This is a genomic window from Crossiella cryophila (assembly GCF_014204915.1).
Taxonomy (GTDB): domain Bacteria; phylum Actinomycetota; class Actinomycetes; order Mycobacteriales; family Pseudonocardiaceae; genus Crossiella; species Crossiella cryophila.
Genome location: NZ_JACHMH010000001.1, coordinates 5,351,570 through 5,375,203, shown reverse-complemented (window position 1 = coordinate 5,375,203; position 23,634 = coordinate 5,351,570). Strand labels below are relative to the sequence as shown.

Genomic DNA, 23,634 nt, shown 5'->3' with positions numbered 1-23,634 from the left:
CTTTCGTCCAGGGCGGAGCGGACCGCGGGGTGCAGGGGGAACGCGGGGTCAGCGGGCGAGGGTCACTTGGTGCGGGAGTCCTCCCCGCCACCACCCTTGGCACCATCACCGGCGCCGCCGATCCCGCCGCCACCGACCGCGCCCGCGCCGCCGACCATCGAGATGATGCGCTGCCTGGCGTTCTCGATGTGCTCGCCGAGATCCTTGCCGGTGGCGGAGTTCAGCTCCTCCGTGGTCGCGTACGCGGTGGCCAGCTTCTCGAGTTCCTCGGCCGCCTGCGTGATCGCGTTGATCGCGTTCATGGTGAACTTCTCGGTGGCGTGCTGGATCGAGGTCACCCCGCCCGAGCTGTCCCCGGTCTTGGACCCGGTCACCTTCTTCACCAGGTCGAAGGCGTCGTAGAACACCCCTGGCGCGAGCTTGGTCTCCCTGATCTTGTGCAGCACGTCCTTCAACGGCGGGATCAGCGAGCGGATGTTCGTCGCGAACTCCTTCAGCGCCTCCGTGCTGACCCGCGTGCCCGAACCCGAACCGTCCTCTGTGGACGGCACCGGCGGCGGCGGGAACCTCTTGCCGACATCGCCGTCGGAAAGCCCGCCCCAGGCCGGGTCGGCCTTGGTGTTGATGTCGTAGTCCTTCGCCGACATCCCCTTGATCTCGTCCCTCTTGCTTGCCACTCCCGCGCTCCTGTTGTCTCTGGTGAGGTCGTGCTCGCGATCAGCCGGACTTGCCCTTTGGCAGCTTCCGGCCAAGGTCCACCGCCACCGCTTCGCCCTGTTGCTCCGCTTCCGCGGCGAGCTTTCCCAGCGCTCCCATGGATTCCGCGGTCGTGCCGACCGCGGTGCCGATGGCGTACAGGACGTTGATGACCGAGTTCACGCCTTTGGTGTACTCACCCTGGAACTTGTCCCATGTCTCGTCCGTCTCGCCGTTGACCAGTGGCGGATGGCTGAGCAACTCGCCGAACTGCCCGCCGAACTGGGCGAAGGCCACGCCCAGGTGCCGGAAGTTCTCCGCAGCGCCGGCCAGGGCGTCGGTGTCGAACCTGATGTCCTCCCCGCCACCACCCAGGTCCGCGCGGTCACCGCCGCCCGCCGGGGGCTTTGGCGCGGCGACGTCCCCGGCACCACCGCCGGGAGCGGGTTGCCTGGTCGACACCGGGGTCACTCCCCGCTCTTGGCGCGGTCACCGGAATCGGTGCCCGGACGTGGTTCGGCCGACATCAGTTCCTGCAGATCCAGCTTGCCGCTGAACAACTTGTGCGCGTCAACGCCCTCGGGCAGGCTCGGCGCGAGCAGCTCCGCGGCCGCGTGCGTGGCCTGGTCCTGGGCCTTGCGCAGGGTGTCGAGCAGGGCGGCGGTCAGTTCCCTCGGCGCCATGTTCTTGTACGCGCCGGTGGGGAAGGCGATGTCCTTGACCACACCGCCGTGCCCGACGGTGACCGACACCGTGTTGCGTGGCGCGGACACCGTGCAGGAGATCTCACCGAGCAGCCGCTGGGTCTCCCGCACCTGGTCGAACTGCCTGCGGTACTGCGCGTAGAGCTGTTCGGTCTGCTCCGATCGCGGCGTGGACACCGGTGCCTCCCAACGATTTTCCTTGGCGTGAAACGGTTTCCGTCATGAGCGGAGCACCGCCGGGTGGCTTCGCCTCGACGGTGCTCCTGACCTCACTTGACGCTGTAGCCACCCCAGGCGTTCATGCCGGTGTGCTCAACCTTCAGGTAGCCCTCGGTGATCTGCTGCAGCGCGGTCTCCGCGGCGTTGAGGCTGTGCGGCATGCGCTGGGCGGCCGCGTCCCACTGCGACTTGGCGGTCAGGTACTGGTCCTTGGCGCCGTCCTGCCAGTCCTGCAGGGTGCTGGTGATCTGCTGGTGCATGTTCTCCAGCTCGTTCTGCAGCTGCTTGGTGATCGCGGCCATCTGGTCGCGGACCGAGTCGGCCATACCCCGGTTGAAGGTATAGGTGGGCAAGGCGCTGTCCTCTCGTTTCGCTGACGGGGTAAGGGAATGACGCGCTCAGACGCCGGGGAGGCCGCCGCCGCCCGCGCCGACCGGGATCCGGGCCGCGGTGTCCGCGTTGGCCTGCTCGCCCTCGGTGATGACCTTGCGGTTGCCGTTCATCATCTCGATCATCTCGCCGAGCTTGTGGACGATGAGCTTGCAGTCGTCCATCCACGCATTCATCGAGGCGTCGTAGGCCTCGCAGGCACGGCCGGTCCAGGTGGACTTCAGGCTCGCGAGGGCGCCGGACACCGTGTTCATGCCGTTGCGCGCGACGCTCTGGGTGTCGCCGAGGTGCCCAGCGGCCTGCAGCATTCCCGGGGTTGTTGTTGACACACCTGCCATGGAAAAACCATCTCCCTTAGTGAACGATGCCACTTCACACGAAGCCGCTTCGCCGCCAGGAGACCTGATGAATGCATCAAGCACAACGCGCATGGTCTAGACATGTACAAATGAGCTGCCTGGCTGCCCGATCTGACCGACAACAAGGCACCGAAGCAACGTCGGACCTGGTCGATTTTCCACCATTTCCGGACATTGCGGAAAATCGCCTACCGTGTTGCCCGAAGGAACCCCGGCACCTGCCCGAGCGGGCAACTGTGACAAACCTATGACCGCGTTCACCCTGGCCAGGTAGTTCACCCGATCGCATGTGACCATCGGAGAATGCCGCCGCATAATCTGCTGAATCCGGACTTGATCGGCACGGAGATCACCTCGCGAGCAGAGAATGGGAATTCGATTTCCCGGTCTTCGCCGCCGATCAGGGTAGCGGTGAACGCGACCGACTGGCTGAGCAGGCGAGGGCTGCGGACCAGGCTGGAATGCCACCCTGAGCTGCGGGTTCTGGACGACACGGGCACCGCCGACGTCGTGGTGGTGGCCACCAGGTTCGGCACCCCGTCCGCGGTGGCGCTGCTGCGCCGGGGCTGTCCCACGGTGGACCGGGACACGCCGACCGTGCTGGTCACCAGCCAGGTGGACAACCTGCGCCTGCTGGTCGAGCAGCAGGTGGTGGAGGTGCTGCCGCGCAACTCGGCCACCTCGGAGGACCTGTTCGCCGCGGTGGCCGCGGCCAGCGAGCGCACCGAGGTCAGCCCGGCCAGCCTGCAGACCATGCTGGCCGACCGGGCCGCCACCCATTTCGGCCAGCAGGGTCAGGTCGAGGTGAACGTGCTGAATGACCGGGAACAGGCCGTGCTGCGCCTGCTCGCCGAAGGCTGGGACACCAATCGGATCGCCGAACAGCTCTGCTACTCCGAGCGCACGGTGAAAAACGTGCTGTACGGAATGACCAGCCGGCTGAGCCTGCGCAACCGGGCGCACCTGGTGGCCTACGCCATCCGCACCGGAATGATCTGAACCGGCCCGCCCTGGAAAACCAAAGATCAGCCACCGGTCGCATTCGACCGGTGGCTGATCCTTTTTACCAGGGGCGCGGGCTCAGATCATCCCGGCCCGCAGCGCATAGGCCACCGCGTGCGTCCTGCTGTTCAGCTTCAGCCGCTGGGCGAGGCCGAAAACGACGTTCTTCACGGTGCGTTCGGAATAGCAGAGCTGGGCGGCGATCTCCGCGGTGTCCCAGCCGTCGGCCAGCAACCGCAGCACGTCCACCTCGCGCGAACTCAGCCCGGCGGCGTTCACGCTCTTGGCCGCCAGCAGATCCCGCTGCATCCGCTCCACGTGCTTGAGCAGTTCGCCGAGCATCGCGGGCGGCAGCACTCCCCCGCCCGCGGCGGCCGCGCGCACGCCGTGCACCAGCCGGTCACCGGTGGCCGCCGCCCTTGGCAGCACCGCGACCACCCGGCACTCCACCGCGGCCAGCAGCTGGGACTCCTCCAGCTTCTCCACCACCAGCACCACCGGCGCCCCGTCCTCGCCTGCCACCCGGCGCAGCAGGGACAGCAGGTCGGGGGTGAGCGCGTCGGTGGCGACCACCCTGACCTCGGCGGGCGCGGACTCGATGCCCGGCTCGACCAGGAACTCCGGCTGGGCGGCCAGGGTGCTGAGGATGCCGTCGGCGGTGAGCGGATCCGGTGCGTGCACCGTGACACGAATGGCTCGCACTGCGCTCTCCCCACACCTCTGCGGCAACCTGACCATCCTGGCGGGCACCGGCGCCGGAGACATCAGCCATCGGACACCTGCCCAGCGACACCGGGACAACCTGCGAGAACCAGGCCGGTACCGGGCTTTCCAGGCGGCGACCGCCGACCAGCCGCGGCACCCCGTGGTGGCACCTGCGGAGTACTCCCGGTGTCGTCCCGGGTGATCATCCGACCTCAGCGCCCTCGCGGCGGCGGAAGACCTCACCGGCGATCTCCACCCGGCTGCGCACACCGAGTTTGGCCAGGATGTGCGAGATGTGAGTCTGCACCGTGCGCGGCGACAGGTACAGCCCCGCCGCGATGCCCGGCGTGGACTGCCCGTCGGCGACCAGGTCGGCGATCCGCAGTTCGGTGCGGGTCAACGCGTCCCAGCCGGAGACCTCGCGCCCGCCCCTGCGGCCACGCACACCCCGGCGGACACCGTGTTCGCGCAACCTGCCCTCGGCGCGGCGGATGTCCCACTCGGCGGCACACTCGCGGTAGCGGGTGACGGCCTCGTGCAGTGCTTCCCTTGCCTGGCCCGGTTCCCCGCCGATGGCGAGCACCACGGCCAGGTCCTCCAGGGACGCGGCCAGGTCGACCGCGGCGCCGACCGCGCGGTAGTGCTCGACGGCGGCCCGCAACGGCCCTGGATCACGGTCGAACAGGCCCTGACAGCGTTGCAGGGCCACACCGGCCCGGCCGGGAGTGGTCTCGGCCCCGGCCTCCGCCCGGCAGGCGGTCAGCGCGGCCAGAGCGAGGTCCGGCTCGGCGAGTTCGGTGGCCAGGCGGAGCAGATCGGGCAGCCACTGGTGGCTCAGCGACATCTCGCCGGGACGGCGCGCCAGCAGCAGTTCGGCCAGCAGTGCCAGGGCCGCGCGTGGTTCACCGTCCTGTTCCAGCAGCACACTCCGCGCCAGCACCAGGAAATCCCGGTTCTCCCGGTCCCCGGCGGTGGTGATCGGCAACGCGGCCCCGGCACGCAGGTGTTCCTCGGCGGCCTCGCGGTGGTCCCGGCGGGCGGCGATCAACGCGGAAACCCCGTGCCGGCACAGGGCGGGGCCCGGATCGCGCAGTCCCGCGTGGCTGAAGTCGGCCAGGGCCGGGCCGAGTTCGGCCAGTGCCTCGGACCAGCGGCCGAGCCAGTACCGCAGCACCGCCGCGCTCACCCCGGCCACCGGCGCCTGGGCGGCCTCGGCCCAGCGGTCCAGGTTCTGCAGGGTGAGCAGGCGCGCGTCCTCGGCGTAGGCCCGCAGGTCGGCGTGCTCGCCTCCGGTGCGCAGCTCGGCCAGCGCACGGTCCACAGTGGCCAGTGCGGTGCCGTGGTCGCGGCGGACGGAACAGTTGGCCCACAACACGATCAGCGCGTAGGCGGTGCCGAAGGGGTCGCCCGCGCTCTCGGCCAGGTGCAGGGCCTGGGTCGCGCTGTGCTCGGCGGCCTCGACCTCGCCCGCACCCGCCCGCTGGAACATGGCCAGCGAGGCCAGCAACCGGGACCGCCAGATCACCGGCAGGTCGTTGCGGGAGAGCATCTGGCGCACCGCCGTGACCGCCTCGGTGCCGCGGCCAAGGCCGAACAGCGATCGCGCCAGCACGAAGCACATCTCGGCCCGCTGCCCTGCCCTGGGCGCCACCGCCACGCCGTGCCGGGCCCGCGGCACCGCCTGCTCGTACCGGCCCGCGCTCAGCTCGGCCCAGGCCAGTGCCAGCAACAGGATCGCGCCGTGCTCATCGGGCGCGGGGGCGTGTTCGACATCCCGGGTGAGCAACTCGATCGCCAGTTCCGGCGCCCGCCCGACCAGCACGGTCGCCTGCGCCGCCAGCCATTCCCGCGCCCACGCGTCCCCCGGCTGCCCGGCGGCGAGCAACTGTCCGGCCACCCGCGGCAGGTCACCCCCGGTGGCCGCCAGCACCTGGGCCGCCTCCCGGTGCAGGGCGGCCCGCAACGCGGTCGGCAGAGCATCGTAGAGCGCCTGCCGGATCAGCGGATACCGGAATTCCAGGTGACTGCCCCGGTCCAGCAGGATCCCCGCGTCCACCGCCTCCCGCAGCACCGGCGCCAGTTCCGCGGCGGCGGTACGCGTCAGCGCGAGCACCTCGGTGACCGCGAACGCCTCGCCCAGCACCGCGGCCATCCGCAGGACCTCGACCGATCCCTCGGGCACCAGCCGCTCGACGAGTGCCGCCGGCAACCGCGCCAGGCCGTCGAACCGGGCCGCCTCGGCCAGTTCGCGCAGGAAGAGCGGATTGCCCATGGCCAGTTCCCGCACCCGCTCCGGCAGCTGCCCGGCCAGTCCGCGCACCAGCTCCGCCGCCTCCGGTTCGGTCAGCGGTGCAAGCGATAGCACGGAGTTCCCGTGCCGCAGCACGGCCGCACGCAGTGCGCACAGCTCGCGACGGCGGGGCGCGGGGCGGCAGGTGGTGATCAGCAACAGCGGCAGCTCGTCGGCCACCCGCAGCAATCGTTGCCACAGCAGGAAAGAGGTCTCGTCCAGGTGCTGCACGTCGTCCAGCGCCAGCACGGTCGGCCCGGCCACGCACAACTCGGCCACCAGCCCGGCGACCAGTTCGATCTCCGCGGCCCGGTCCGCCGCAGGCTCGCCCGGCCCCAACCGGCGCTCCCGCAACGCGATGGCGATCCGTGCCCGCCGCGGATCGGGCGAACGCGGGCAGATCCGCACCAGGTCCAGGATCGCCTGCAACGGCGTGCGCCGGGTGAGTGGCTCGGCGAACCCGGTCAGCACCTGGTATCCGGCGGCGCGGGCGGGCGCCAGTCCCCTGGCCACCAGCGCGGTCTTCCCGATACCGGCCTCGCCCTCGATCCAGAGCGCCGCGCCGTTGCCGCAGGCCAGTCCCTCGACCGCGGCGGCCAGCGCGCCGAGTTCCGCCGCCCGGCCGACCCACACCGCCATCGCGGTCCGCGACACCATGCCAGGCAACCTACGACCTGACCGGGCTTCAATGCTTTCTAAGCGGGCACCGCGACGGGGGTATTCGGGCATACCGGCCGGTTTTCCGGGCAACCTGGCCGGTTTCGCGGGTCCGATCGGCCGGCGGGTGCTGGACTGCTGGCGGGTTGACCGCGGAACCGACTGGAGGAGAGATGGCGAGCAGCGACACCGGGTACAGCGGGCTGGCCGGCGATCTCTTCCTGCGTCTGGCCGAGGACGGGCGGCTCGCGCTGGGCCGGGAGCAGGCCGGGGCCATCGTGGACGACCTGGTCCGGACCCTGGACTCGGTGCACCTGTTGCTGCGCGGCAGCAGCACGCGACAGCGCGGCCTGGAAGCGGCCCGGCGGGAACTGCCCAAGTACATCGAGGCGTTCCGCCTGGTGCGGGACCGCGCTCGCTAGCCGATCTCCGGGCCGGTCCAGCCGAGCAGGTCGTGCCGCCCGGTGATGGCCAGCTTGCGGTAGACGCTGGAGAGGTGGAATTCGACCGTGCGGCGGGCCAGGCCCAGGTCCGCGGCGATCTCGACGTTGCCGAGGCCACCGGCGGCCAGCCGGGCGATCCGCCGTTCCTGCGGGGTGAGCAACGCCCTGGGCGGCGGGGCACCGGCCGGGTCCTCCACGCTGCCTGCCACCGGCACGCCGCCGCAGCGCTCGAACAGCTCGCGGGCCCTGGCGAGATGACGGAGGGCTTCCTGTTCCCTGGCCGCACCCGCCTCGCGCAGGGCCAGGGCCAGGTCGTAACGGGCGTGCGCCGCCGCCATCGCCGCACCGGCCTCCTCGAACAGGCGCACCGCCTCGGCGAGCAGGGCCATCCGCATGTCACCCCGGCTGGTCAGGGCCCGGCCGTAGGCGCCGAACCCCAGCGCGCGGACGGTGCCCCAGGCCGAGGCCGCGGCCTGCCCCGCCTTGGCCATGGCCACCGCCTCCTCGTGCCGATCGGACCGGAGCAGGATCCCCACCAGATCGAATCGCCAGGTGGCCGGTTCGGCGTTGAGTTCGGCCCAGCCGTCGACCAGCCTGCCGCAGTCGAGCTGCGCGGACAGCGCGGCCGCGACATCGCCGTTGGCCAGGGCCACCGCGCTCCTGGCCCGTAGCGCGGTGATCGTGTGCCCGGCCTCGCCGTCCAGGCCGTGGTCCGCGAGCACCTGTTCGGCCCGCCACAGCGCACCGCGGTGCACCAGGGTCTCGGCCAGCAGTGCCGCCGCCTCGAGCACGATCGGATGGTCCTTGGCCAGGCCGCGCTCCGCGCAGTCGGCCAGTAGTCCGTCCACAATGGACACTGTCGCGCGCAGATCCCCGCGCCGTCGCACGGTGTGCGCGCGGTACACCACACAGCTGAAGCGCTCCAGGTCAGCGCCCTCCAACGGCAGTGCTGCCTCCAGCCCCCGGCAAGCGTGTTCGGTGGCCTCGTCGTTCCCGGCCAGCAGCAGGGCGGAGAGCGCGAGCCAGCAGGTGTCCCACTCCCGCCGGAGGTCGGCGGCCACCAGCACCGAGGTGGCCAGCTCGACCGCGTCACCTGCCCTGGGTTCGCACAGCGCGGCCAGGCAGACCCGCACCGCGGCCAGTCCGCGTTCGGCGGCCGCACCGGTCAGGCCGGTCTCGGTGAACCAGCTCACCAGCCTGCTCAGCCGGGCTTTCGCGCCGGGCCGGAAGAACGCGGACCTGGCCCCGGCCAGCAGCAGCCGCACCGCCGCCGCCGGATCCTGCCTGCGCACCTGGTCCGCGGCCTCCTCGATCAGGCGCTGGGCGTCCTCGGTGCCGGGCAGCCGATCGATGAGGCGGTGCAACAGTCCGCAGGTGACCTCGACCTCGGCCGGGGTGTCCGGCCTGCGCAGTTCCTGGAGCAGGCAGCCGATCGCCGCCACCGGGTCGCGCTCGACCAGGATCGCGGCCAGCCGCTGGGTGCAGGACACCCGTTCGGCCACCGGCAGCGGCTCACGCAGCGCGTGCCGCAGGTAGTCGGCCGCCGCGGGCAGATCGCCCCGGTCCTGGGCCTGGGCGGCGGCGGTGCCCAGTGCCTCCCCCGCCCAGTCCAGCCCGATCGGCCCGATCAGCACCAGCTGGTCCGCGGTCCGTTCGGCCGCCCCCGGCAGCGCGCGCAGCAGTTCGGCCGCGCGCAACCGCACGGTGACCCTGGCGCCCACCGACAGTCCATTCAGGACGGTGTCGGCGGTGCCGGGCTCCCGGAAGGACAGCGGGACCCGGTTGACCAGCACACCGGCCGCGGTCAGCACGTCCACCGCGGCGAGGACCTCCGGCAGGCCCAGCCTGGCCAGTTCCGCGGCCTCGTGCAGCGGCACCTCCTCGCCGAGCACGGCCACCGCGACGGCCACCGCGCCCGCGTGGGCGCCCAGTCCGTCGAACACCGCCGCGGTCGGCGCCAGGTCGTCGGGGCTACCGGCGACCGCGCGCAGGGCCTCGACGTTCGGCCCGGCCCATCTGCTCCAGTGCGTGTCCGTCACCGCACACTCCCGCCTGAGGTCGGCTCCGATCCTAGTCCGCTGGGCGGCGGTGCCCGAAGTGGTCGGATTAACCTGTTCAGGGGGGTTGCATCTCAAGTCGGTTGAGGTTCCACAGTGGACGACATGAACGAGAACGAGCTGTACCCCATCGGGGACGCGGCGCGACGGGCCGGGCTGAGCGTGAGTGCCATCAGGTACTACGCCGACGCCGGGGTGATCGCGCCGACCAGACAGACCGACAGCGGACACCGGTTCTACGACATCGGCGCCATCGCGCGGCTGGACCTCGTGCGCACCCTGCGCGATCTGGGTGCGGGCCTGGAGGACATCCGCAAGCTGCTGGCCGAGGAGACCAGCCTGGGTGAGCTGGCCGCCACCCATCTGGAGCTGATCGAGCGCCAGATGCGGGATCTGCACGCCCGGCGGGCAGTCCTGCGCACCATCGTGAACCAGCCGACCACCACTGAACGGGTAGCCCTCATGCACAACCTCGCCGCCATGTCCGACGACCACCGCAACCAGCTGCTGGACGCCTTCTGGACGGAGGTCACCACCGGACTCACCGTGCACCCCGCCTACACCGAGCAGCTGCACCGGCTGCGGCCCCAGCTCCCGGCCGAGCCCAGCACCGAGCAGCTCCAGGCCTGGATCAGGCTGGCCGATCTGGTGCAGGGGCTGGAGTTCCGCGACGCGGTGCGCCGGTACCTGCACACCGCCTTCGCCTCGCCAAGGGCGGTGGACCAGACCGCGCCACCGAGGATGGCCCGTGCGGAGGAGCTGCGGCAGGTCCAGGTGGAGGCCTGGCAGGCGGAGCGGTCCGGGCTGGCCCCGGACACCCCGAAGGCCAGGGAGATCGCCGAACGCCTGCTGTTCTCCCTCGGTGAGTTCACCGCCACCGCCACCGGGCAGCCGGTCAACGCGGAAGGACTGGCCGAACTGCGGAACTCCATGATCAACTACGACCCCGCCGACGCGGGCAGCCAGGCCGGTGCGCGGGCGGCGGCCGAGTTCACCAGCCTGTTCGACCCGTTCCTGGAGTTGATGGCCGCCATCAACGGGACCCCGCACCCGGATCCGGCAGGCGAGGTGAGCGATGCATGGCTCGCCGCCGCCCTCGACGTGAGCTGAGCAGGCACGCGTCGCCGATCACTTCGGCGGACTGGTTCGGGCAGAGGTCTTGCCCGAACAACTCCGGAAGCTCCCGGTCTCCTGTTGCCGCGCAACACAATCGGGCGTCACCTGAACCACTTTCCGGAAGGGTCAACGATGTCGAAGATCAAGAAGGCGCTGGGCGTGGCGGCGGTGGCCGCCGCGCTCACCCTGGGTCTCCCCGCGGGCGCCGCCCTGGCGCAGGAATCCGCGACCGACGCCACCGCCGCCGCCTTCTTCTGCAAGGCCAACCAGGTGGGCGTCACCATGAGTTCGGGCCAGCGGCGCTGCTACGGCCCCTTCCCGGTGGACGCCAGCCGGGGGCCGCTGACGGTCAAGTGCGTGCACACCGGGCCGAAGGCGGCCGGTTACCGGATCAAGGGGCAGAGCCGGGACGTCCACCAGGGCCCGAACCAGACCAACTGCCGGGGCGGCTTCCTGGTGAAGCTGTACGTCAAGCACCGCTGACCGAACCCGCTGAACCGAACCCGGCCGCGGCGTGTGTCACGCCGCGGCCGGGTTTCGCGCGCAACGTTCACCCGCGCCAGGCGTCCGGGCAGTTCTGGATCTCGGTGCTGGAGTTCTTCCTGGTCCGGAAGGTCACGAACTTCTCCTCGGAACCGCTTCCCCTGGTGAAACTACCCCGGAAAGCCCAGTTCTTGTAGCCGCCGTCGCCGGACCTTCTGAAGGTCCCGTGCACGAAGGCGATGGTCATGAAACTGCCGTTCCGCGTGCACTGCTGCGGACGCCGGAGCCGCACCGTGTGGTTCGGGCTCCACTGGAACGTGATGACGTTGTACTTGCCGCCATGCTGGTTGTACATCACCCTGGTGTAGCGGTCCGCCGCGGTTTCCGTTGCCGCCGCCCCCGCCGCCGGGGCGAGGAGGGCACCCGATGCCGCCAGGAACACACCCGTCAGTGCCAGCACAGTCTTCTTGCCACGCAAGCTGATTCTCCCTTCAGATACTGCCTTCGGGTTCATCGGTCACGCAGATGCAAACAGCGGGTAATCCCCGGGGCAAGCACTTGTCTGGACCAGTGGACAGGCACACACCGGCGGGGGCACAGACGGGCAACAGTTCGGCGACCTCGAGGATCGTGGCCCGCCAAGGCAGCTCGTGACCGGCCATGACCAGCAGCACCCGCTGCCCAGGGCGCAGCACGCCGGTGCTGTTCTGCCACAACCGATCCATCGGGATGCCCAGCAGCTTGCCGACAATTCGCCAGGCCGCGGCGCCGGCGTCCGGCGGGACCACCCAGTCGATGTCGTCGGTGCCGATCCCGGCCCTGGCCACCACCTCGCGGACCAGTTTCGGCAGCCGCACGTAGCAGAGCCCGGCGGAGTCCCCGGGTTCACCGGTGGCGAGCTGGTGCGTGGCCACGACACGGAACACGCCGGTGGCCGCAGGCACCGGGCAGGCAGCGAATGTGGAGTTCATCAGCGCCGGATTCTCGGCGACCCGGCGACCGGCCGTCCACGAACCTGACCTCGATCTGACATCGCGGTGTCAGAAGGGCACGTTCACCGGCCGGGCGTACAGCAGGTCCACCAGCACGGTGGCCGCGGCCGGACTCAGGTGCACGATGTTCCTGGCCGTGGCCGTGGTCGCGTTCACCAGTTCGTCCACTGTGTACTCACCGCGGACCAGGAAACTGCGCGCGCCCGCGGCCAGCAGCTTGGGCACCAGCGGGACATCCGGCCGGTCGATGATCACCAGCACCGGCGCCAGCATGGACAACGGGCGCACCAGGTGGCGGCAACACCCGCCGCGGCGGTTGCCCAGGCTCAGCACCACCACGGCAGGCCGGTACAGGCGGGTCGCGGGCACCCCGTCCGCGCAGGCGCTCACCGTGTCGACGACCTCCACCCGATCGCCGAACCGCAGTTGCAGCCGCAGTTGTTCACACATGGCCGGGGCACCGCTGATCAGCACGGCCCGCACCCGTCCGCCGCCACCGAAGCGCATCGGCGGGTTCACCACTCCGGCATGCGCATCGGGCGGACAGCGACCCGGAGCGCGGCCGAGGCGAGCAGCGCGCCCTCGGCCGGCTCACCGCGGTACAACTCGAACCGGGCGGCGCCCGGCCCGGCCGGTGTGACCACAATGGACAGTCCGATCCGGTTCGGCCAGGTCTGGCCCTTAGCCAGGTACAGGTTGTCGACCTCGATGTCGGCGCAGCGCAGGCGGAAGAACTCCGCACCGGCGGCCAGCGCGAGTTCCCCCGGCGACGCGCCGATCGTGCCACCCCGGCCGTAGCAGTCCCGTTCCGGCCAGGCCGGGGCGGTGACGGCGGATCGCCAGGCCAGTCCGCCGTCCGCACCCGGCGCTGCGGCCGGGATGCCCAGCACGGGGTGCACGCCAGGATCGGCGGCCACCGGTGGCCGCGCGATCGTCCGGCGCCTGCCCGCGGATCCGGTCGCGGGGCGACCAAACACGTATTTCAGGTACATCGGGCACCTCACACCTCAGTCAGCCAGGTCCTTTCCCAGACAAGCACCGCCGCGCCGCGTACCGGCCGGTGCCAGGGCGGAACTGTCCATCCACACGATCGTTTCTGCCCCAACGACTCAATTCGCCTCGCTCGGCTCGGCGCCGGGCAAGGTGATCCAGTTCCCCGGGGCCACCGGGATGGAGACCTTGGAGAGGTCCCTGGCGCCCAGCATCGAGGTCACCGCGGACTTCCAGGCGTCCTGGTCGCGGGCGGCATCCTGTTGCTGCACCTCGGCGAAGCGGATGATGCCCTCGGTGTCGATGAGGAAGGTGCCGCGCCGGGCCACCCCGTTGCGGTCGTCGAAGGTGCCGTAGGTGGTGGCCACCTCACCGTGCGGCCAGAAGTCCGACAGCAGCGGGAACGGGTAGCCCTGCTGGCTGGCCCACGCCTTGAGGCTGAACGGGGTGTCCACCGAGACGCCGATGATCTGCACGTCGTACTTCTGGTAGATGTCCAGTTCGTCGCGGAGCTGGCACAGCTCACCCCGGCAGATCGGGGTGAACGCACGCGGGTAGTACACCAGCAGCACGTTCTTGTGGCCGGCGAAGGAGGACAGCGTCACCGGTTCGCGATGACTGTTCTCCAGGGTGAAGTCCGGGGCCGGGTTGCCGACTTCGAGTCGCATCACTGCGCCGCCTTTCCCGCCACCGAGGCGCAGACCTGGTCGGGATCGAGTTCCTTCGCCTGCCGGATCACGTCGTTGAGTGCCTGGGCGCTCAGCGAGCCCTCGTGCAGGAAGATCAGCACCCCGCCGCGCATCACCGCCACCGTGGGGATCGCGGTCACGTTGAACGCCGCGCCCAGTTCGGGCTGGGTGTCGGTGTCGACGTGACCGAACACCACGCCCTCGGTACTGGCCGCGGCCTCGTGGAAGACCGCGGTGAAGGCCTGGCACGGCCCGCACCACTCCGCGGAGATGTCGATGACCACCACCCCGCCGGACTCCACCGTCGGGCTGAAATTGTCCACATCGAGCGAGATCACCTCGCGATTTCCGTTGCCCACAAACGTCAACCTTCCTGCTACGACCTCACGCCATCGAGGGCTCGGTCAGCTTCTCCACCCGCTCCATGACGTACTTGATCAGCCCCAGCAACGTGCTCTTGACCTCGCCGCGCATCCGCGCGTCGCAGCGGAACACCGGGATCGACGGGTCGATCGCCATCGCCCGCCGCACGTGTTCGAGGGGGTGGTGCAGGATGCCGTCGAAGGTGTTCACCCCGATGACATAGGGGATGTTGCGGTTCTCGAAGAAGTCGATCGAGGTGAACGAGTCGGCGAGGCGGCGGGTGTCGGCGAGCACGACCGCGCCGATCGCGCCGCGCACCAGGTTGTCCCACATGAACCAGAAGCGTTCCTGGCCCGGTGTGCCGAACAGGTAGAGCATCAGGTCGTCCTCCACCGCGACCCGGCCGAAGTCCATCGCCACCGTGGTCGATCCCTTGTCCGGGATCCGGCTCAGGTCGTCCACCTTGTCGCTGGCCACGGTCATCACCGCTTCGGTGGTGAGCGGCTGGATATCGGAGACCGCGCCGACGAACGTTGTCTTGCCGACCCCGAAGCCGCCTGCCACCACGATCTTCGAGGAGATCACCGGGCCCCGCGAAGACATCCTCGGGCGTCCGATTCCAGTGTTGTTCATCTGAGTACGTCCCTTTCCGATTGCGCGGTCAGTTCGACTGGGCGCCAGCCGTGACCGCGGACGGGCCCTCCTCGTTCACCCGGGTGCCGGGGGTCAGCATGTGGCCGAACCGTTCGACCAGCAGCGTCATCTCATAGGCGATCTGGCCGATGTCGTAACCGGGATCGGCCAGAATGGACAGACAGGAACCGTCGCTGATGGCCATCAGCAGCATGGTGCCCGCGTCCATCTCCACGATGGTCTCGTTGACGTTGCCTGCCTGGAAGCAGCGCGCCGCGCCCTCGGTCAGGCTCACCAGGCCGCAGGCGACCGCGGCGAGCTGGTCGGCGCGGGCCTCCGGCAGCGAGCTGGAGGCCGCGATGAGCAGGCCGTCGGAGGAGACCGCGACCCCGTGCGCCACCCCGGGCACCCGGTCCACGAAATCGTTGATGAGCCAGGCGAAGTTTCCCCGCTTCTCGTCCTTCTCGGTCATCACTTGTCACCACTTTCCGGATAGTTGTTCTCCAGCACCGTCCAGCCGCCGGAGTCCGGCGCGGGCCGCGACCGGTTCTCCTGTTCCTTGGCCTTGCGCACGCCCTGCTGGTAGCTGGACAGGCGACTGCGGGTGGTCTGCGCGTCGCGGGTGATGGCGGCTGCCGGACCCGGGGCGTCCGAAGTGGACCCGGCGGCCGGGCCGCCGGGGATCAGCTGCGCCCCCTGCCGCCGCAACGGCAGGCCGTCCTCGGTGTAGGTGTGGCCGTCCTCGCCCCGCACGATCCCCGCCGACTCCCACTCACTGTCCACTGTGGACCTCCAGTTGTCCGGTCCGGACTCTCCGCCCGGCGGGCGCAACGGCACCGCCTGCTGGCGCAGGGCCACCGCCTCCCTGGCCTGGAACCAGCGGGAGGTGGGCCGGACGGTGCCGGGCATGGGCCGTGACTCCGGCGCGGCCCGCTGGGGCACCCGGATCGGCAGCTCACCGGAGACTCCCGCGTGCACCTTGGCGACCACCTCGGCGGAATCCCGCCACGCCTGGCCCGCCCGCACCGGCGTCCTGGACCTGCTGTACCAGGAGGACTGCCGCCGGGAACTGGCCCGCACCGGCGTTCTCGCCTCGGACTCGGCCCGCCGCAGCGTGGTGGTCACCAGCACCGCGGCGTCCGGCCGTTCCGCCGGCACGCCGCCCGCGCCCTGGGTCAGGCCCCGGCGCGGATCGCCGGGCAGCGCGGCCCGCACCTCGTCCTCCTCCAGCAACGCCGAACTCGGCACGGTGATCAGCGCCGAGACCCCGGTGACGGTGTTGCCGCCGAAGAGTTCCACCCGGATCCCGTACTTGCCAGCCAGCCTGCCGACCACGAGCAGCCCGACCCGGCGGGTGCGCGCGATCTCCTCCGAGCCCAGCCGCCGCAGCTGCCGGTTCACCCGGTCCAGGTCCTCATCGGACATGCCGATCCCGTTGTCGAACACCCCGATCGAGAGGCCGTGGTGGCGGCCCAGTTCGGCCTTGACGGTGACCTGCTGGTCGGGTGCGGAGAAGGAGGTGGCGTTGTCCAGCAGCTCGGCCACGATCCGGATCAGGTCACCGGCCGCGGTGTTGGACACCCGCACCGCCGGGGTGTCGAGCATCCGGACCCGTTGGTAGGAGCCGATCTCCGAGATCGCCGCGCGCAGCAGGTCGCCGACCGGGACCGGCTCCTTGGTCTTGCGGACCAGTTCGGTGCCGGAGAGCAGCAGGATGTTCTCGTTGTTGCGCCGCATCCTGGTGACCAGGTGGTCGAGCTGGAACAGCCGGTTCAGGTCGGTCGAGCTGCGGTCGCCAGCCTCCAGCTGTTCGATGATCTGCAGCTGGCGGAGCAGCAGGGACTGGGTGCGCCGGAACATGGTGACGAAGACCTCGGAGTAGCCGGAGCGGATCTCGTCGTGTTTGGTGGCCAGCTGCACCGCGTGCGTGCAGACCTGCCGGACGTCGTCGATGAGCATGGCCAGCTTGCCGTCGGTGGGGTTGGGCAGCTCCAGGCCGACGCGTTCGGGATCCCGCCCGTCCACGACCTCGCCCACGATCTCGGAGAGCCGGCGCGCGGACAGTTCGTCCACCTCGGCGCGCAGGGTGTCCATCGAGTGCCACAACCGCCGCGCGCCAACGGCTATCAGCGCGCCCAGCAGCAGGGAGCCCACACCGACGGCCGGCGCGATCCAGCGCGACCAGGGAGTCCCGGACGCGGCGGCGGCCACGGTGGCGAACTGCAGGGCGCACAGCAGGACGAAGGCGAGCAGCAGCAGCCTGCCCTGTCCTCGCGCCTGGTCTCTGTTCATCGTGCCTCCGTCAGCCGTGGGGTTCAGATCAGCCGGGCGAGTCCGGCGTAGAGGCGCCGCAGCAGCTCCAGCGAGGGCAGGCCGCCGGTTGTCGGGCCCGAGATGCTGTGCACCAGCAGGTATCCCTTGTCGATGCCGTCGCTGATGATCGTGCGGGCCAGGCCGAGCGGCGCCTCGATGGCCACCGCGATCTCGGCCACCGACTGCGGCAGCGCGCAGGTGCGGCACACCAGCCGCTCGTCCGCGCTCATCTCCCGCAGTGGCAGGGTGGCGTAGGGCCGGGCGGCGGCGATCATGGTCTCGAACTCCAGCTCGTGGCTGGACTCCGAGCGGCCGCCGGAGCGGACGTAGGGCCGGATGAGCTGGGCCGTGCGATCCAGGTCGAGGGTCAGATCGCCTGCCTCGAACCGGATCCCGTCCTCGTGCTCGGCCGCCGGGGCGATCCGGCAGGACCGCCGGGTGCCCGACTCCGCGTCGGTCTCGGCCGGCACCCTGATCGGGGTCACCTCGGTCAGCGCCTCGACCACGACCGGCCTGCCGCCGCCCGGCCCCGCTTCCTCCGACGGTGACCGGTCGCGGAAGTCGTGGTCGGCCCACTCCCCGTAGTCCGACCAGCCGCCGAAGCGGACCGGCTCCATCCCGTCCGGCCGTTCCCCCGGCGGCGCGACCGCCCGGCCGCCACGCATCACCGCTCCCCCTGGTGCGGGTGCGCGGCCGCGGGCACGAGCAGCTCCTCGGGTGCGGGCGCCCGCGCGATCCGGGCCCGCTCCCGGTAGGGCAGCGGCACGGTGGCGGACTGGTAGTGCGGGTCCTCGGTGACGAGCACGGAGATCCCGGCCGTCCGCGAGGTGAGGTTCGGGGACTGCTGGACCGCGATCGCGGCAGCCGCGGCCAGTGCGACGAGCGAGAAGATCGCGAGCACGTTCGGTCGCATTCCGTGGTCCTTTCCGGTCCGTCAGGATCCGCATCACGCCCGCACCGCCCTGGACAGCGGCGGGTCCAGGCCGACGGGCACCCGATCCCTGGCGGGCGGTGGGATCCGGTGCCCGCCGGTGGCCACCCGCCTGCGCAGTTCGGCGGTGTGCCGCAGCACCGCGGGGGTGTTGTCGAAGCCGACGACGCCGGTGAGCCGGTCGGCCAGGAAGAACCCGGAAACCGTGTGGCCGCCGGGGGTTTCCGGGTCCATCGCCCGGCGCACCGGGCCCAGCGCCGGCATCCCGGCCGCCTGGATCTGCAGGCCGAACTGCTCGGACCAGAACCGCGGCACCGGCGTGTAAGGCAGCGCCCCTTCCCGTCCGCTGAGCAGGCTCTCCGCCGCGGCCCGGCCCATCTCCATCGCGTTGGTCCAGTGCTCGACCCGGCCGGCCTGCCCGCCGAAGCGCAGGTTGGGCCAGCTCGCGACGTCCCCGGCGGCCACCACGTCGGCCAGCCCGGCCACGTGGCAGCTCGGCTCGCACCCCACACCGTCGGCCAGGTCCGCCCCCGAGTCCCGCAGCCAGGAGACCGCGGGGACCGAGCCGACCGCCACCACCACGTGGTCGGCGGACAGCACGCGCCCGTTGGACAACCGCAGCTGGACCGCTGCCGGTCGCGCCGCCCAGCCCGCCACCTCGGTGCCGAGCTGGAGCCGCACGCCCTTGCGCCGGTGCAGCTCGGTCAGCCGGGTGCCCAGCTCGTCGTCGAGCAGGTCGCCCATCAGCCGGGGTGACCGGCCGACGATGGTGACCTGGTGGCCCATCGCGCGCAGGCCGGCGGCCAGCTCGCAGCCGATGAAGCCACTGCCGATCACCGCCACCTGCTCGCGCACGTTCGTCAGCGCCGTGCGCACCCTGGCGGCGTCGGCGATGGTGCGCAGCACGGTGACCCTGGGGTGGCCGTGGATCCCGGTGGGCAGCCTGCGGGCCTCGACCCCGCTGGCGATGACCAGCCCGTCGTAGTCGAGCACCTCGCCACCGGGCAGGAACACCAGTCGCCGGGACGGATCCAGCCGGTACACCGGGGTGTTGAACCGCCACACCACGTCGAGCTGGTGCGCGGGCGCGATCACCAGGTCCCGCTCGTGGAACTCACCGCTGAGGAACTGTTTGGTCAGGGCTGGCCGGTAGGTCGGCAGGCCCGGTTCCGCGCCGAGGATGACGATCTCGCCGTCGAAACCCAGTTCCCGCAACCGTTCCGCGGCGCACATCCCGGCCAGGCCTGCCCCGGCGATGACGATTCGTGGCAGCTCAGTCACGTTTGCCCGCCTCCAGTTCGATCGCACGCGTCGGACAGGCCCGCGCCGCGGAGAGCACGTCCCGGTTGTGCTCCACCTCGGGGTTCTGCCGGTAGGCGAGGCGTCCGTCCTCACGCAGCCGGAACACCTCGGGGGCCTCGGACTGGCAGAAGCCGTAGCGGTGGCAACGCTGGTTGTCCACGCTGATGCTCAGCGGCGCCGCCTTGTCCACCTGCTTCCGCGCCGGGCTGTCCGCGGCCAGCAGCCCGATCCGGACCAGCACCCTGGTGGGCAGGAACCGCACCGCGGTCAGCGCGAGCGCGGGGGCCAGCACGGTGATCCCGCCCAGCCACAGCAGGTTGAAGTTGGCGTTCGCCCATGCGCCCCACCAGGAATGCACCACCCCGAGGGCGATCACCAGATAGCCGATCTGGTGGAAGCGCAGCCAGGTGCGGTAGCGGACGATCCGGTGGATCCAGGTGGTCAGCATGATCATCGCCATCAGGTCGAAGGCGAGGATGCCCAGCGCGTGCCGGACATAGCCGTTGAGGAACGGGATCACCACCTGGGTGCCGACCACGATCTGCTCGTCGAGCAGCAGCATCGACAGGCCGTGCACGGTCGCGGTGGCCAGGGTGCAGGCGGCCAGCAGGACGTGCCCGGTACGCAGTGCCTGATGCCCGGTGACCCGCCGGATCCAGCCGGTGGCGACCAGCACGCCCCAGCACAGGGTCAGGCACATGCACAGGTAGGCCAGCCGCCCGGACAGCGCGGCGACCGCACGCACCCCGGTGTCGTAGGAGGTGAATCCCGCGGCCAGCAACAGGTCCCCGGTCATCCGATCGCACCCCCGACCGCGGGTTCGCCTGCCACTTCCCCGGCCCGCCGCCGGGAGCCCAGCTGGACCAGCAGCAGGGTGGCGAAGCCGAGCACGAGCGCCAGCGCCGCACCGGCCAGCACCGACACCAGCGAGGGCACCGGCTGGTACGGGGAATCGGTGCCGGAGTGCACCGCGAGCGAGTCGGTGTCCGCCAGTCCGGTGCTCTCCAGCAGGGTCATGTGCCGGGCGACGTACTCCCCGGCGAGCTGGGCCATGGTGCGCACGACGTCGTTCTGCGTGGTCACCCGGACACCGGCGACCTGCAGGTAGACCGAGCCGTGCGCGGCCCTGGTCAGCCCGACGTACCGGCGGTCCCGCTCCGCCCCGGTGGCGGCCTGGATCTGCTCGCGCCAGGCGTTCTGCTGCGGGGTGGCGCTCGTGGGCAGCAGCACGTTCAGCCGGGCGGCCGCGGCCTCGTTGTACTGGTTGAGCCGGTGGTGCTCCCTGGCCAGCTGCGCGCCAACGGCCCGCACTCTGGGATTGGCGCTCTCCCTGGCCATCAGCTCACTGGCCGGCATCTCCCAGAACCCGGCCTGCGCCACCGCGATGAGCATCCTGATGTCGGCCGGATAGAGCGGCCCGAACGGCGCGTCCATGGTGGTGCGTTCGCGAAACCGCTCCCCCGGCACCGAATCGTTCCATTCGGAGGTGGCGCTGATGCCGCAGGAGCCCAACATGGCGCACAGGGCGACCGCCGCGAGTACCCGGCCAATTCCACCGGGACGACCGCGAGCGGAATCAAGACCAGCCGTCGAATTCGGCTCAACCGGTTTCCGCATACTGTCGCCGCCCGTCACTCCACCCGACGAATCGATGTTGGGAGTGCATTAGGCGCTCTTGCGGGCCGGGGTGGAAGTGTTGCTCGCGGCCCCGGGTACAAGTGGGCAACCAGAGTGCCCCAGATGCACTGACCCGCCGGAGCGCGACCCGGCGACCTGGGCGTTCGACCGATGGGCATGGGTCGTTCCGGGCAGCGCGCGGTCCGCCCGGAACGACCTGCCCCGCGGTCAGCGATCGATGTGGATCTTGACCACCGCGCCGTACCGCTGGTACTTGGACTGGTTCTTCCCGAACGAGTGGCGGTAGCGGCTGCCGTCGCCCGGTTCGTACTCGAACCAGCCCTTGTTGTTTCCGGAACTGAAGTTCGTCACGCCGGGCTGGTCGAGTGAGCGCTCACCCGCATTGGCGAAGCAGCGCTTGAAACCGCCGTCGTTGTTCCGGATGCCGATGATGAAGTACTTGTCCACCCAGACCGGGTTGTTGCACTCCAGGGCGCCGATCTCGTTGATCGCGAACGCCGGTGCGACACTGACCGTGCCGAGGCTCACCGCCGACATGGCCAGCACGGTCAGCACACGCGTGCTCATTCTTCTCATCACTGCCTCTTTCCGGGAATGGTGGTGCGGTCAGAACACCGCGATGGGGTTGACCGGGACTCCGGTCAGGCCGTGCACGCGCGGCGGCGCGACGCTGAGCAGGAAGGTGTGCCTGCCGAGTTCGGCGCACAGCGCCGCGAGGTCGTCGAGTCCGGCCGCGTCGATCAGTGGCATCGCCATCAGGCCCAGGCCGACCCCGTGCAGCGGGGACGGGCCGACCGGGTCGAACGGCGGGTAGGCGTCGCCCCGGTCACCGGCGAACAGGGCGACTCCCCTGCGGTGCATCCAGCGCACCGCGTCGAGGCTGATGCCGGGGGTCGGTGTGCCGGGGACCGGGGTGGTCGGCCAGCCCAGCCGGACCACCAGCGCGTCGCCCGAGCCCACCTCGACGCCCTGCCGCGCCTCGGCCCGCTCGAAGTCCTGTCCGGTCACCGCGTGCCCGGAGGCCAGCGGTCCCTCGTGCGCCAGGTCGAGCAGGACTCCCCTGGTGACGATCCCGGCGGCGAAGGCCGTGGTGGAGCCGTGCGTGACGCCGGCGGGGGTGACGGCCTGGGCGCGCGGACGGCCCGGGTACACCTGGTCGTCGGTCGACCAGTGCGCCAGCGCGTCGAGGTGGGTGGAGTTCGCGTGGTGGTTGGTGACCAGCATCAGGTCCGCGGCCACCCCGATCCCGGTGTGCTGCATCATCTGCTGCACCGGCGAGACGTCCACGGTGGTGGGCGCGAACGGGCTGCTGATCATCGGGTTGGGCGTGATCGGCAGCGCCAGCGAGGCCCACCGGCCGATCCGCACCTCCGCCGCCGCGCGCACCCGCACCTGGTCGGTGATCAGGTTGAGCGTGCCCAGTTCGTCCTCGGGTCCCCACCGGCCCCAGTTGTCCGGCAGTTCGGGGTCGGTCACCGCGGTCATGGCAGGCGCCGCAGCAGTTCCGCCCACGCGACCTGCGGGGTGGGCAGTTCGGCGATCCGGACCGCGGCCTCACGGGCGGCGTCCCGGTAGGCCGGGTCGGTGAGCACGGTGCCGACGGCCTGGGCGATCCGGTCCGTCTCCTCCGGACCGAGCACGATCGCCGCGCCCGTGCCGGCCGCGCCCTTGGCCACGAAGGGCTGGTCGGCGAGCACGGGCTGGATGACCATCGGCAGGCCGTGGCTCAGCGTGGCCGAGACCGTGCCGGCGCCGCCGACCGTGACCACCGCGTCGACCGAGGGAAGCAGGTCGGCCAGCGAGGTGAACCCGACGAACCGGACGTTCGCCGGGGCGTCCGGCACTTCCTCGGCGGTGACCAGGATCTCGGCGTCCACTGTGGACACCGCGGCCAGCAGCCTGGCCAGGTGCGCCTCGGGGTCGACCACGGTGCCGAGGGTGAGCAGCACCCGCCGCCGGTCACCGCGCTCCAGCACGGCGGGTTCGGCGCCCGGCGGCCGATGGGCCCTGGGGCGCATGGGGATCCGGTTCTCCGCGAGCACGTGACCTTCCAGGTGCAGCAGTGACGGCACCGCGTCCAGCAACGCCAGCGGGGGCGACGGCGTCAGGCCCCGCGCCTCGGCCTGGAAGGCGAACCGTTCCGCGAACCTCTCGTGCATCTCCGGCGGCATCGTCGTGGTGATGTTGAAGAACGCCCAGGGCACGTCGAGGACCGTGGCCACCAGCGGCGCGATCAGGTCGGCGACGTCGGAGATGATCAGGTCCGGCTGGAACTCCTTGGCTACCGCCAGCACCTCCTCGAAACACAGGTCGACCCTGGTCTCGGCGCACAGGGCGATCACGCCCGCGGGATCGCTGATGTCGGTCATGTCCAGCGACCAGCCCCGCCGCTCGTGCTCAGCGGCCAGTTCCGGCCAGTCCGCGCCGACCGGGATGAACGGCAGGTCTCCCACGACATGCGCCTTCGAGGCCGCAGTGGCCACCGCCACCTCCGCGCCCGCGGCACGCGCGGCGACCGCGAAGGGAAGCATGGGGACGAGGTGCCCGAACGCGGGCAGGCTGGAGAACAGAACTCTCATACTTGTCAACATACGCAAGCCATCCGGGTGAAAAGGTTGCTCATCGACGACATCACGTGACCAGTTCCCGCCATCATTCACCT

General features: G+C 70.9%; 28 protein-coding genes and 1 pseudogene. 4 read left to right on the top strand and 25 right to left on the bottom strand.

All coding sequences use genetic code 11. The annotated features are described in order from the left end of the window. Positions 1-62 precede the first annotated feature (62 nt). The 5 genes from HNR67_RS23705 to HNR67_RS23685 form a co-directional block, all read right to left on the bottom strand. A complete protein-coding gene (locus tag HNR67_RS23705; protein WP_185004411.1) occupies positions 63-677 on the bottom strand; it encodes a hypothetical protein in 615 nt (204 codons plus the stop codon). A 40-nt stretch (positions 678-717) separates the two neighbouring features. Next, positions 718-1,158 carry a hypothetical protein gene (locus tag HNR67_RS23700; RefSeq protein ID WP_185004409.1) on the bottom strand — a complete coding sequence of 147 codons (441 nt, stop codon included), beginning with the start codon at positions 1,156-1,158 and terminating at the stop codon, positions 718-720. A gap of 5 nt (positions 1,159-1,163) precedes the next feature. Beyond that, positions 1,164-1,577: a YbaB/EbfC family nucleoid-associated protein gene (locus HNR67_RS23695; RefSeq protein ID WP_185004407.1), complete on the bottom strand. Its 414-nt coding sequence runs from the start codon at positions 1,575-1,577 to the stop codon at positions 1,164-1,166. A 92-nt stretch (positions 1,578-1,669) separates the two neighbouring features. After that, a complete protein-coding gene (locus tag HNR67_RS23690; RefSeq protein WP_185004405.1) occupies positions 1,670-1,972 on the bottom strand; it encodes a WXG100 family type VII secretion target in 303 nt (100 codons plus the stop codon). Positions 1,973-2,017: 45 nt separating this feature from the next. Further along, complete coding sequence (locus HNR67_RS23685) at positions 2,018-2,338, bottom strand: WXG100 family type VII secretion target (RefSeq protein ID WP_185004403.1); 321 nt, start codon at positions 2,336-2,338, stop codon at positions 2,018-2,020. 441 nt (positions 2,339-2,779) lie between these two features. On the opposite strand from HNR67_RS23685, the gene HNR67_RS46315 reads away from it, so the two are divergent. Then, on the top strand, positions 2,780-3,367 hold the full coding sequence (locus HNR67_RS46315; protein ID WP_185004401.1) for a response regulator transcription factor: 588 nt from the start codon (positions 2,780-2,782) through the stop codon (positions 3,365-3,367). Positions 3,368-3,448: 81 nt separating this feature from the next. Here HNR67_RS46315 and HNR67_RS23675 read toward each other — a convergent pair whose 3' ends face one another. After that, positions 3,449-4,072: a helix-turn-helix transcriptional regulator gene (locus tag HNR67_RS23675; protein ID WP_185004400.1), complete on the bottom strand. Its 624-nt coding sequence runs from the start codon at positions 4,070-4,072 to the stop codon at positions 3,449-3,451. A 205-nt stretch (positions 4,073-4,277) separates the two neighbouring features. After that, on the bottom strand, positions 4,278-7,022 hold the full coding sequence (locus HNR67_RS23670) for a helix-turn-helix transcriptional regulator (protein ID WP_185004398.1): 2,745 nt from the start codon (positions 7,020-7,022) through the stop codon (positions 4,278-4,280). Positions 7,023-7,195: 173 nt separating this feature from the next. On the opposite strand from HNR67_RS23670, the gene HNR67_RS23665 reads away from it, so the two are divergent. Next, positions 7,196-7,444 carry a hypothetical protein gene (locus tag HNR67_RS23665; protein ID WP_185004397.1) on the top strand — a complete coding sequence of 83 codons (249 nt, stop codon included), beginning with the start codon at positions 7,196-7,198 and terminating at the stop codon, positions 7,442-7,444. Here the strand turns inward: HNR67_RS23665 and HNR67_RS46310 are convergent. After that, positions 7,441-9,504 carry a helix-turn-helix domain-containing protein gene (locus tag HNR67_RS46310; RefSeq protein ID WP_185004395.1) on the bottom strand — a complete coding sequence of 688 codons (2,064 nt, stop codon included), beginning with the start codon at positions 9,502-9,504 and terminating at the stop codon, positions 7,441-7,443. The genes HNR67_RS23665 and HNR67_RS46310 overlap by 4 nt on opposite strands. A gap of 123 nt (positions 9,505-9,627) precedes the next feature. On the opposite strand from HNR67_RS46310, the gene HNR67_RS23655 reads away from it, so the two are divergent. Together HNR67_RS23655 and HNR67_RS23650 are read left to right on the top strand one after the other, a co-directional pair. Then, on the top strand, positions 9,628-10,632 hold the full coding sequence (locus HNR67_RS23655) for a helix-turn-helix domain-containing protein (protein WP_185004393.1): 1,005 nt from the start codon (positions 9,628-9,630) through the stop codon (positions 10,630-10,632). Positions 10,633-10,770: 138 nt separating this feature from the next. Then, complete coding sequence (locus HNR67_RS23650) at positions 10,771-11,121, top strand: hypothetical protein (RefSeq protein WP_185004391.1); 351 nt, start codon at positions 10,771-10,773, stop codon at positions 11,119-11,121. A gap of 67 nt (positions 11,122-11,188) precedes the next feature. Here HNR67_RS23650 and HNR67_RS23645 read toward each other — a convergent pair whose 3' ends face one another. The 17 genes and pseudogenes from HNR67_RS23645 to HNR67_RS23565 form a co-directional block, all read right to left on the bottom strand. Then, positions 11,189-11,599: a hypothetical protein gene (locus tag HNR67_RS23645; RefSeq protein ID WP_221490023.1), complete on the bottom strand. Its 411-nt coding sequence runs from the start codon at positions 11,597-11,599 to the stop codon at positions 11,189-11,191. A 13-nt stretch (positions 11,600-11,612) separates the two neighbouring features. Beyond that, on the bottom strand, positions 11,613-12,092 hold the full coding sequence (locus HNR67_RS23640) for a hypothetical protein (protein WP_185004388.1): 480 nt from the start codon (positions 12,090-12,092) through the stop codon (positions 11,613-11,615). A 69-nt stretch (positions 12,093-12,161) separates the two neighbouring features. Beyond that, a complete protein-coding gene (locus HNR67_RS23635) occupies positions 12,162-12,620 on the bottom strand; it encodes a response regulator transcription factor (RefSeq protein WP_185004386.1) in 459 nt (152 codons plus the stop codon). Positions 12,621-12,628: 8 nt separating this feature from the next. After that, on the bottom strand, positions 12,629-13,105 hold the full coding sequence (locus HNR67_RS23630) for a hypothetical protein (RefSeq protein ID WP_185004384.1): 477 nt from the start codon (positions 13,103-13,105) through the stop codon (positions 12,629-12,631). A gap of 210 nt (positions 13,106-13,315) precedes the next feature. Then, a pseudogene (locus HNR67_RS23625) lies at positions 13,316-13,771 on the bottom strand (peroxiredoxin); the annotation flags it as partial. Continuing rightward, positions 13,771-14,151: a thioredoxin family protein gene (locus HNR67_RS23620; protein WP_221490022.1), complete on the bottom strand. Its 381-nt coding sequence runs from the start codon at positions 14,149-14,151 to the stop codon at positions 13,771-13,773. The pseudogene HNR67_RS23625 and the gene HNR67_RS23620, both read right to left, overlap by 1 nt. 25 nt (positions 14,152-14,176) lie before the next feature. Next, on the bottom strand, positions 14,177-14,788 hold the full coding sequence (locus HNR67_RS23615; RefSeq protein ID WP_185004381.1) for a GTP-binding protein: 612 nt from the start codon (positions 14,786-14,788) through the stop codon (positions 14,177-14,179). A gap of 28 nt (positions 14,789-14,816) precedes the next feature. Continuing rightward, entirely contained in the window at positions 14,817-15,260 is a 444-nt protein-coding gene (locus HNR67_RS23610; RefSeq protein ID WP_185004380.1) for a roadblock/LC7 domain-containing protein, read from the bottom strand. Next, a complete protein-coding gene (locus HNR67_RS23605; RefSeq protein ID WP_185004379.1) occupies positions 15,260-17,080 on the bottom strand; it encodes an ATP-binding protein in 1,821 nt (606 codons plus the stop codon). Before HNR67_RS23605 ends, HNR67_RS23610 begins: the two co-directional genes overlap by 1 nt. 23 nt (positions 17,081-17,103) lie before the next feature. Then, positions 17,104-17,766, bottom strand: a complete 663-nt coding sequence (locus HNR67_RS23600) for a DUF742 domain-containing protein (protein ID WP_185004378.1) — start codon at positions 17,764-17,766, stop codon at positions 17,104-17,106. Next, the gene (locus HNR67_RS23595; RefSeq protein WP_185004377.1) at positions 17,766-18,014 is read right to left on the bottom strand and encodes a hypothetical protein; all 249 of its coding nucleotides are present in this window, start codon (positions 18,012-18,014) and stop codon (positions 17,766-17,768) included. The genes HNR67_RS23600 and HNR67_RS23595 overlap by 1 nt, the downstream gene beginning before the upstream one ends. Before the next feature lie 33 nt (positions 18,015-18,047). Further along, complete coding sequence (locus HNR67_RS23590; protein WP_185004376.1) at positions 18,048-19,313, bottom strand: NAD(P)/FAD-dependent oxidoreductase; 1,266 nt, start codon at positions 19,311-19,313, stop codon at positions 18,048-18,050. Next, a complete protein-coding gene (locus HNR67_RS23585) occupies positions 19,306-20,130 on the bottom strand; it encodes a 4Fe-4S domain-containing protein (RefSeq protein ID WP_185004375.1) in 825 nt (274 codons plus the stop codon). The genes HNR67_RS23590 and HNR67_RS23585 overlap by 8 nt, the downstream gene beginning before the upstream one ends. Beyond that, positions 20,127-20,849, bottom strand: a complete 723-nt coding sequence (locus HNR67_RS23580; protein ID WP_185004374.1) for a DUF4142 domain-containing protein — start codon at positions 20,847-20,849, stop codon at positions 20,127-20,129. The genes HNR67_RS23585 and HNR67_RS23580 overlap by 4 nt, the downstream gene beginning before the upstream one ends. A gap of 330 nt (positions 20,850-21,179) precedes the next feature. Beyond that, a complete protein-coding gene (locus HNR67_RS23575) occupies positions 21,180-21,539 on the bottom strand; it encodes a beta/gamma crystallin domain-containing protein (protein WP_185004373.1) in 360 nt (119 codons plus the stop codon). Positions 21,540-21,578: 39 nt separating this feature from the next. After that, positions 21,579-22,457, bottom strand: a complete 879-nt coding sequence (locus HNR67_RS23570) for a cyclase family protein (protein ID WP_185004372.1) — start codon at positions 22,455-22,457, stop codon at positions 21,579-21,581. After that, positions 22,454-23,551, bottom strand: coding sequence for a glycosyltransferase (locus HNR67_RS23565; RefSeq protein ID WP_185004371.1), 1,098 nt, complete (start codon positions 23,549-23,551; stop codon positions 22,454-22,456). Before HNR67_RS23565 ends, HNR67_RS23570 begins: the two co-directional genes overlap by 4 nt. Positions 23,552-23,634 lie beyond the last annotated feature (83 nt).